Raw genomic sequence first — 7,586 nt, 5'->3', positions numbered from 1 at the left:
GCGGCCACCTTCCGCCCCTCGTTCTTGGGGAGGTGGTGCAGGTCCGCCATGAGGAGCATGTTCTCCTCGCCGGTGATCAGGCCGTCGACGGCGGAGAACTGACCCGTGACACCGATCGCCGCCCGCACCGCCTGGGGTTCGGCGCCCAGGTCGTGACCGCCGACGTGCAGGTCACCGGCGTCCGCGGTGATGAGTGTGGACAGGATCTTCACGGCGGTGGTCTTGCCGGCCCCGTTCGGGCCGAGCAGGGAGAAGACCGTTCCTTCGGGGACGGCCAGGTCGATGCCGTCGAGGACGACCTTGTCCCCGTACGACTTACGCAGCCCGTTCGCCGCGATCGCCAAGCTGGTCATGAAAGGGGCTCCTCTTCTACAGGTTGCTGGGGCCTACGAGCTGCGGGGTCTTGCGAGGTGCGGAATGGGTTACAGGCTGCGCGCGGCGATGTCGCCGTGGGACGTGGTGGCACGGATGTCGAGTTCGGTGGTGCCGTCGTTCTTGAGGGCGTTGCTGACGCGGCCGTGGCCGGTGCCGGCGTCCAGGGCGGCCGAGACGCCGGTGGCGGCGGCGATCGAGATGTCGCCGGACTGGGTGCGCAGGACGACCGTGCCGCGTACGGCCTCCGCGATACGGATGTCGCCGCGTGCGGTGCTGATCTCGGCCGGGCCGTTCAGCCGGCCGATCTCGACGTCGCCGTCGATCGCGGTGAGACGGACACTTTCCGCCTCGTCGATCTTGATCTGGCGGTAGGCGCCCTCGAAGACGACCTCGCCCAGGCGTCCCACTCCGCGCAGCTCGGCGCTCGCGGCCTTGGCCTCGACACGGGAGCCGGCGGGCAGTTGGACGGTGACCTCCACCGCACCGGAAGGGCCGGTCAGCCGGTTGCCGGGGGCCGAGGCCGTGATCCGCAGGACACCGTCGACGTAGGCGACCGTCGCCTGCTCGGCGGTCTTGGTGTCGCGGCTCCTGGAGGGGTCGGCGGGCAGGATCTCGACGGTGGTGTCGGCGCGGTCCGCCGCGATGAACTGGATGCGTCCGGCGGGGATGTCGAGGATGGCGGAGATCGGGGCGGTGGTGGCGAACTTCTGCATCGTGCTCTCCCTGCGGCTCGTTGTTTCTGACACCGGAAACGCTACGTTGCGTTCACGGATCCCACAATGAGTTCGTTGCACAGAATCACCATCACTGCAGGTCAGCGACAATAATCGTTGCACCTGTATTCAAAGTTAATGCAACGCCGACGCGAAACCGTTGCAATAGACTGAAGGTGAACGCTATGCTCGGGGCATCGGGACATCGAGAGACCAGCACAGAGCACAAGGGAGACCGTGATGCCGGGAGGCAGACTCACCCAGGCCGAACGTCAGCAGATCGCGTCGGGACTGGCCGACGGCCTCGCCTACGCCGAGATCGCCCGCGGACTCGACCGTCCCACCTCCACCGTCACGCGTGAGGTGATGCGCAACGGGGGCCCCACCAGCTACCGCGCCGACCTCGCCCATCGCGCGACCGAACACCGCACCCACCGCCGCAGGCCCGCCGCCCCCCGCGGGGCGCAGGCGCCCTCGCCGGTCGACGGACGCGACGTGGAGGCCGTCGCCGCGTTCGAGGAGACCTTCACGACCGTCATGATGACCTCGGGCATGCCCAAGATGATGTCCCGGGTCATGGCCGCTCTCACCATCACCGACACCGGCAGTCTCACCGCGGCCGAACTCGCCCAGCGCCTCCAGGTCAGCCCGGCCTCCATCTCGAAGGCGGTCACGTTCCTGGAGAGCCAGGCCCTCATCCGCCGCGAACGCGACGAACGCCGCCGCGAGCGCTACATCGTCGATGACGACATCTGGTACCAGTCCATGATGGCGAGCGCCCGCTCCACCGCACAGATCGTCGACATCGCACGACAGGGCACCATCGCGCTCGGCCCCCGCACCCCGGCCGCCGTCCGCCTCGAAAACGTCGCGCGCTTCCTCGACTTCGTCACCGAAAGCATCACCCGCGCCGCCGAACAGGCCCGCGACATCCTCCACACGTCGCCCCCGACACCCCCGACGCCCTCGACCGACACCGACACACCATCCACGGACCGCGGATAGAAGGCGCTCCCACCCGAGCCACCACCGGAGCCCCGCCCGGCAGGAGTGCGTCCCACCGCGGCCCGCCCACCCCTCAAACCGCCGCCGCGGGCACTGCCGGGCCTGTGGGCGTGCGCCGTATCACCAGGGCCATCAGCGCCGCCGCCGCGCACAGCGCCCCCGCCGCGTACCAGACGACGTCGTAGGAGCCGAAGGTGTCGCGGGCCACGCCGCCGAGGAAGGCGACCAAGGCCGCGCCGACCTGGTGGGAGGCGAGGACCCAGCCGAAGACGATGGCGCTGTCCTCGCCGTAGTGCTCGCGGCACAGGGCCAGGGTGGGCGGGACGGTGGCAACCCAGTCGAGGCCGTAGAAGACGATGAAGAAGATCATCGGGGGGTGGACCGTGGGGGCCAGCAGCATCGGCAGGAAGAGCAGCGAGATGCCGCGGAGCGCGTAATACACCGCCAGCAGGCGGCGTGGTTCGAAGCGGTCCGTGAACCAGCCGGAGGCGATCGTGCCGACCACGTCGAACACGCCGATCACCGCCAGCAGGGAGGCCGCCGCCGTGACGGGCATGTGGTGGTCGTGGGCGGCCGGCACGAAGTGGGTCTGCACCAGGCCGTTCGTGGAGGCGCCGCAGATCGCGAAGGTCCCGGCCAGCAGCCAGAACGGGCCCGTGCGCACCGCCGAGAACAGCACCGCGACGGTACGCCGCGCCGCACCCCGCACGGGGGGCGGCTTGGGCACGAACTCCTTCGCCCCGTACGGCATCTGCCCGACGTCCGCCGGATGGTCACGCAGCAGCAGCCAGACGAAGGGCACGACCGCGAGGGCGGCGAGGGCGACCGTCACCGCCGCCGGGCGCCAGTCGTAGCGCGTGATCATCCAGGACAGCAGCGGCAGGAAGATCAGCTGGCCGGAGGCGGATGCGGCGGTGAGGATGCCGCTGACCAGGCCGCGGCGTTCGGTGAACCAGCGATTGGTGACCGTGGCGGCGAAGGCGAGTGCCATCGAGCCCGAGCCGAGGCCCACGAGCAGGCCCCAGCACAGCAGCAGTTGCCAGGCCGCCGTCATCCACACCGTCAGGCCGGAGCCGATCGCGATCACGGTCAGCGCGACGGCCACCACCCTGCGGATGCCGAAACGGTCCATCAGCGCCGCCGCGAAGGGGGCGGTGAGCCCGTAGAGGGCGAGGTTGATCGAGACGGCGGCGCCGATCGTGCCGCGTGACCAGCCGAAGTCGTCGTTCAGCGGCTCGATGAGCAGGCCGGGCAGGGAGCGGAAGGCCGCCGCGCCGATGATCGTGACGAAGGTGACGGCGGCGACGAACCACGCCCGGTGGATCCGCGGCCGCCGCTTCCCGGCACGGGAGACCCCGCCCATGGCGTCCACCACATCAGCCATACCAGCCGCATCCGCCACGGACCCGTCCGCCCCGGGCCCGGCTGTCCCGGGCCCGGCTGTCCCGGGCCCGCTCCTCCGATTCCCGTCCTTCTCCGTCACGTCCGCCTGCGTCGCGTCTGCCTGAGTCACGTCATAGAGCTTCGGGCCCGCGACCTCCCCGAGCGAGTGGCCCGAAGGACGACATTCATTAGGATCGGGCCATGAGCCCTTCCGCAGGCTTCCGCCCGCACCGCGTCGTCGTCCTCGCCCTCGACGGCCTGCTCCCCTTCGAGCTGGGCATCCCGCACCGCATCTTCGGCCGCCCCAAGGACCCCGAGGGCCGGCACCTCTACGAGGTCGTCACCTGCTCGGTCCGGCCGCCGGGCCCGGTCGAGACGGACGCCGACTTCGCCATCCAGGTCGCGCACGGCCCCGAGGCCCTGGCCACCGCCGACACGGTGATCGTCCCGGCGTCGTACGAACTCGGCCCGGTCTTCGAGGAGGGCGTCCTGACCGATGACCTCGCCGCCGCGCTGGCCCGTATCCGACCCGGCACCCGCCTCGCCTCGATCTGCACCGGCGTGTACGTCCTCGCCGCCGCCGGAGTCCTCGACGGCCGCCCCGCGACCACGCACTGGGCCGACGCCGCCCGTCTCCAGGAGCTGTTCCCCAGCGTCAGGGTCGACCCCGACGTCCTCTTCATCGACGACGGTGACGTGCTGACCTCGGCGGGCGTAGCCGCCGGCATCGACCTGTGCCTGCACATGGTGCGCCGCGACCACGGCACGGCCGTCGCCAACGAGGTCGCCCGCCGCACGGTCGTACCGCCGCACCGCGACGGCGGGCAGGCGCAGTACATCGAGCGGCCCGTGCCCGATCCGCAGCAGTCCGGCACGACCGCCGCGCGCGCGTGGGCGCTCGGCCGTCTCCATCAGCCGATCCAGTTGCGCGACATGGCCGCCCAGGAGGCCATGTCGGTACGGACGTTCACGCGCCGTTTCCGCGAGGAGGTCGGTGTCAGCCCCGGTCAGTGGCTCACCCAGCAGCGTGTCGAACGCGCCCGGCACCTCCTGGAGTCCACCGACCTCTCCGTCGACCAGATCGCCCGGGACGCCGGCTTCGGCACAGCCCAGTCGATGCGCCAGCACCTACAGGCGGCGCTCGGGGTCACCCCCACGGCCTATCGCCGCACCTTCCGCACCAGAACCGCCGTCACCACCGTCACCGCCGTCACCGAGGGCGCCGAAGCCATCGGAACGCGAGTCGTCGAGAACCACCGGAGCTACGGCCGTGTCGGCGCCCCGCACTGAACGGGCGGCGTGCCGCGCCTCACCCCACCAGCCGACGCCCGTCAGCACCAGGGTCACCGCCACCCCGGCCAGGACGGCCGTGGACGGCGCGACCACGGGGAGCAGCGCACCGGCGAGGGAACCGGTGGCCGCGTAGCCCGCGCCGGCGGCCGCGTACATGACCGAGTAGCCGGCGGCCAGGGCGTGCGGTGGGAGGGCCTCGCGCAGGGACAGGTTGCGGGTGAGCATCGCTGCGGACTGGAGCATGCCGCCGACGGCCAGGGCGAGCGCGATCCCGGCGAGGTCCGGTATCAGCGCGGCGAGGGTCACACAGACCGACGTCCCGCCCATCAGAGCCACGCTGCGGGTGCGCAGCCGTCCCGGCCAGTTCCGCAGGCCGTAGGCGAACGCACCGAGCCCGCCGCCCACGGCCATCCCGGTCAGCAAGGGGCCTGACCAGCCGACGCCGATGCCACGCTGTTCAAGCAGGGCGGGCAGGACCAGCTCGGACAGGCCCAGGAGAGTCAGGCTGGCGGCGATCTCTAGAACATCAGCACCCCCCGCGCCACCCGCCCCGCCTCCGCGTCCGCCGTCGCCTTCGCGAAGTCCTCCACCGGGTAGGTGCGGGTGACGAGTTCGTCGAGGAGGAGGCGGCCCGTGCGGTACAGCTCGGCGTACAGGGCGATGTCCCGCTGCGGCCGGGACGCCCCGTAGCGGCAGCCCAGGATCGACTTGTCCAGGAACAGGGAGGAGACGCGGAAGGACGCCTCGGCGGTCGCGGGCGGTACCCCGAGGAGTACGGCCTGGCCGTGCCGGTCGAGCAGGTCGACGGCCTGGCGGATCAGTTCCACCCGGCCGACGCACTCGAAGACATGGTCCGCGCCTGTCGGCAGCAGCTCCCGCACGCCCTCCGCGGAGGTCAGGAAGTCGGTGGCCCCGAACCGCCGCGCCACCTCCTCCTTCGCCGGGTTCGCGTCGACGGCCACGATCCGCAGCGCGCCCGCGATCCGCGCCCCTTGCAGCACGTTGAGCCCGATGCCGCCCGTGCCGATGACGACGACGCTGTCCCCGCGGTCCACGCGCGCGCGGTTGAGTACCGCTCCCACGCCGGTCAGCACCCCGCAGCCGATCAGCGCGGCGGACGGCAGCGGGATGTCCTTCGGGATGCGCACGGCCTGGACGGCCTTGACGACGGTGCGTTCCGCGAACGCCGAGTTGGACGCGAACTGGTACACCGGCCGCCCGCCCCGCGAGAACGGCCGGCCGGGCCGCCCGATGGCCTGCCGGCACATCGTCGGCCGCCCCCGGTCGCACTCCGCGCACGTCCCGCAGTTGGCGAGCGTGGACAGCGCTACATGGTCACCGGCCGCCACGTGCGTGACGCCCGCGCCGACCTCCTCCACCACGCCCGCGCCCTCGTGCCCGAGCACCACCGGCGCCGGAAAGGGGATCGTCCCGTCGATCACGGACAGGTCGCTGTGGCACAGCCCGGCCGCGGACACGGCCACGAGCACCTCCCCCGGCCCCGGCTCCCGTACCTCCAGGTCGTCGACGACCTCGGCCCGCTTCCCGTCGAACAGCACGCCCCGCATCACGTCCCCCATCCCTTGGGCTGTCTGGGCAGTCCGAGCACGCGCTCGGCGATGATCGTGCGCTGGACCTGGTCCGAGCCGCCGTAGATCGTGTCGGCCCGCGAGAACAGGAACAGCTGCTGCGTCTCGTCCAGTTCGTACGGCGCGGAGGGTGACCAGGGCGCCGGACCCACGCCCCCTTGCGCGCCCCGCACCCGCACCGCCAGCTCGCCGAGCCGCTGATGCCAGCCCGCCCACAGCAGCTTGGCCACGCTGGGCGCGCCGGGCCCGGCCGAACCCCCCAGCGTCCGCAGCGCGTTCCACCGCATGGTCCGCAGCTCCGCCCACAGCCGCACCAGCGCCTCGCGTACGACGGGGTCGTCGGCGGCGCCGGTCTCCCCGGCCGTACGGACCACGCGCCCCAACTCCTCGGCGAAGCCAATCTGCTGGGCGAGCGTGGACACCCCGCGTTCGAAGCCGAGGAGGCTCATGGCGACCCGCCAGCCGTCGCCCTCCGCTCCGACGACATGCTCCGCACGCGCGCGTGCCCCGTCGAAGAAGACCTCGTTGAAATCGCTCGTCCCGGTCAGCTGCCGGATCGGCCGCACGTCGACGCGCCCCGGCTGGTCCATCGGCACGAGCAGAAAGCTCAGCCCGTGGTGCCGTACCGACCCCTGATCGGTGCGCGCCAGCACGAAGCACCAGTCGGCCTCGTGGGCGAAAGAGGTCCAGATCTTCTGCCCGGTGACGCGGTACGACCCGTCGGCCGCCCGCTCCGCCCGCGTCCGCACGCCCGCGAGATCCGACCCGGCGCCGGGCTCGCTGTATCCCTGGCACCACAGCTCGGCCCCGGCGGCGATCGGCGGCAGGAACCGCTTCTTCTGCTCCGCCGTGCCGTGCGCGAGGAGCGTCGGCGCCAGCAGTTTCTCCCCGATGTGCCCGGACCGCCCCGGCGCCCCCGAGCGCACGTACTCCTCGGCCCAGACGACCTGTTGGGTGAGGCTCGCGACCCGGTTCCCGTAGCCGCCCTCCCCCCACCCGATCCCGATCCACCCGTCCGCCCCGAGCGCCCGCTCCCAGGCCCGGCGTTCGCCGGCGTACGGGACACGCGGCCCCAGCCATTCGCGGGCTTCGCCCCGAAAGGCCTCGTCGAGAGCGGAGAACCCGAACTCCACGGCCACTCCTCACATGGATGGACATCAAGGGCAATCGCGGGAAATCGAGGGGAACGGCATCCGACACCCGGTTACCGCTCCCCGCTCACCGCTCA

The 7,586-nt window shown here is 71.9% G+C and carries 7 protein-coding genes; 2 read left to right on the top strand and 5 right to left on the bottom strand.

The features are described from left to right. Together BZL64_RS21050 and BZL64_RS21045 are read right to left on the bottom strand one after the other, a co-directional pair. Positions 1-353: ATP-binding cassette domain-containing protein (locus BZL64_RS21050; protein WP_143663254.1), on the bottom strand; the 353-nt coding region annotated here is incomplete at its 3' end. Between the two features lie 69 nt (positions 354-422). Then, complete coding sequence (locus BZL64_RS21045) at positions 423-1,088, bottom strand: DUF4097 family beta strand repeat-containing protein (RefSeq protein ID WP_086770752.1); 666 nt, start codon at positions 1,086-1,088, stop codon at positions 423-425. A 240-nt stretch (positions 1,089-1,328) separates the two neighbouring features. Between BZL64_RS21045 and BZL64_RS21040 the strand changes: the two genes are divergently transcribed. Beyond that, positions 1,329-2,093, top strand: a complete 765-nt coding sequence (locus BZL64_RS21040; protein WP_086770751.1) for a helix-turn-helix domain-containing protein — start codon at positions 1,329-1,331, stop codon at positions 2,091-2,093. Between the two features lie 73 nt (positions 2,094-2,166). Here the strand turns inward: BZL64_RS21040 and BZL64_RS21035 are convergent, their stop codons facing one another. Further along, entirely contained in the window at positions 2,167-3,477 is a 1,311-nt protein-coding gene (locus BZL64_RS21035; RefSeq protein WP_107430331.1) for an MFS transporter, read from the bottom strand. Between the two features lie 200 nt (positions 3,478-3,677). Here BZL64_RS21035 and BZL64_RS21030 point away from each other — a divergent pair, with 200 nt between their 5' ends. Beyond that, on the top strand, positions 3,678-4,766 hold the full coding sequence (locus BZL64_RS21030; protein WP_244205425.1) for a GlxA family transcriptional regulator: 1,089 nt from the start codon (positions 3,678-3,680) through the stop codon (positions 4,764-4,766). Between the two features lie 521 nt (positions 4,767-5,287). Here BZL64_RS21030 and BZL64_RS21020 read toward each other — a convergent pair. Together BZL64_RS21020 and BZL64_RS21015 are read right to left on the bottom strand one after the other, a co-directional pair. Continuing rightward, on the bottom strand, positions 5,288-6,337 hold the full coding sequence (locus BZL64_RS21020) for a Zn-dependent alcohol dehydrogenase (RefSeq protein WP_086770750.1): 1,050 nt from the start codon (positions 6,335-6,337) through the stop codon (positions 5,288-5,290). Next, positions 6,337-7,491 (bottom strand): acyl-CoA dehydrogenase family protein, encoded by a 1,155-nt coding sequence (locus BZL64_RS21015; protein ID WP_086770749.1) that lies wholly within the window; start codon positions 7,489-7,491, stop codon positions 6,337-6,339. Before BZL64_RS21015 ends, BZL64_RS21020 begins: the two co-directional genes overlap by 1 nt. Positions 7,492-7,586: the final 95 nt, after the last annotated feature.

This window comes from Streptomyces bobili, assembly GCF_002154575.1.
GTDB classification, from domain to species: Bacteria; Actinomycetota; Actinomycetes; order Streptomycetales; family Streptomycetaceae; genus Streptomyces; species Streptomyces bobili.
This window is presented reverse-complemented; position numbering and strand designations above follow the sequence as displayed.

What these genes read in the sequence shown, in the direction of transcription:
- BZL64_RS21030 (WP_244205425.1), top strand. Translation starts at nt 3,678, where the DNA reads ATGAGCCCTTCCGCAGGCTTCCGCCCGCACCGCGTCGTCGTCCTCGCC.
- BZL64_RS21020 (WP_086770750.1), bottom strand. Translation starts at nt 6,337, where the DNA reads ATGCGGGGCGTGCTGTTCGACGGGAAGCGGGCCGAGGTCGTCGACGAC.
- BZL64_RS21040 (WP_086770751.1), top strand. Translation starts at nt 1,329, where the DNA reads ATGCCGGGAGGCAGACTCACCCAGGCCGAACGTCAGCAGATCGCGTCG.
- BZL64_RS21035 (WP_107430331.1), bottom strand. Translation starts at nt 3,477, where the DNA reads ATGGCTGATGTGGTGGACGCCATGGGCGGGGTCTCCCGTGCCGGGAAG.
- BZL64_RS21045 (WP_086770752.1), bottom strand. Translation starts at nt 1,088, where the DNA reads ATGCAGAAGTTCGCCACCACCGCCCCGATCTCCGCCATCCTCGACATC.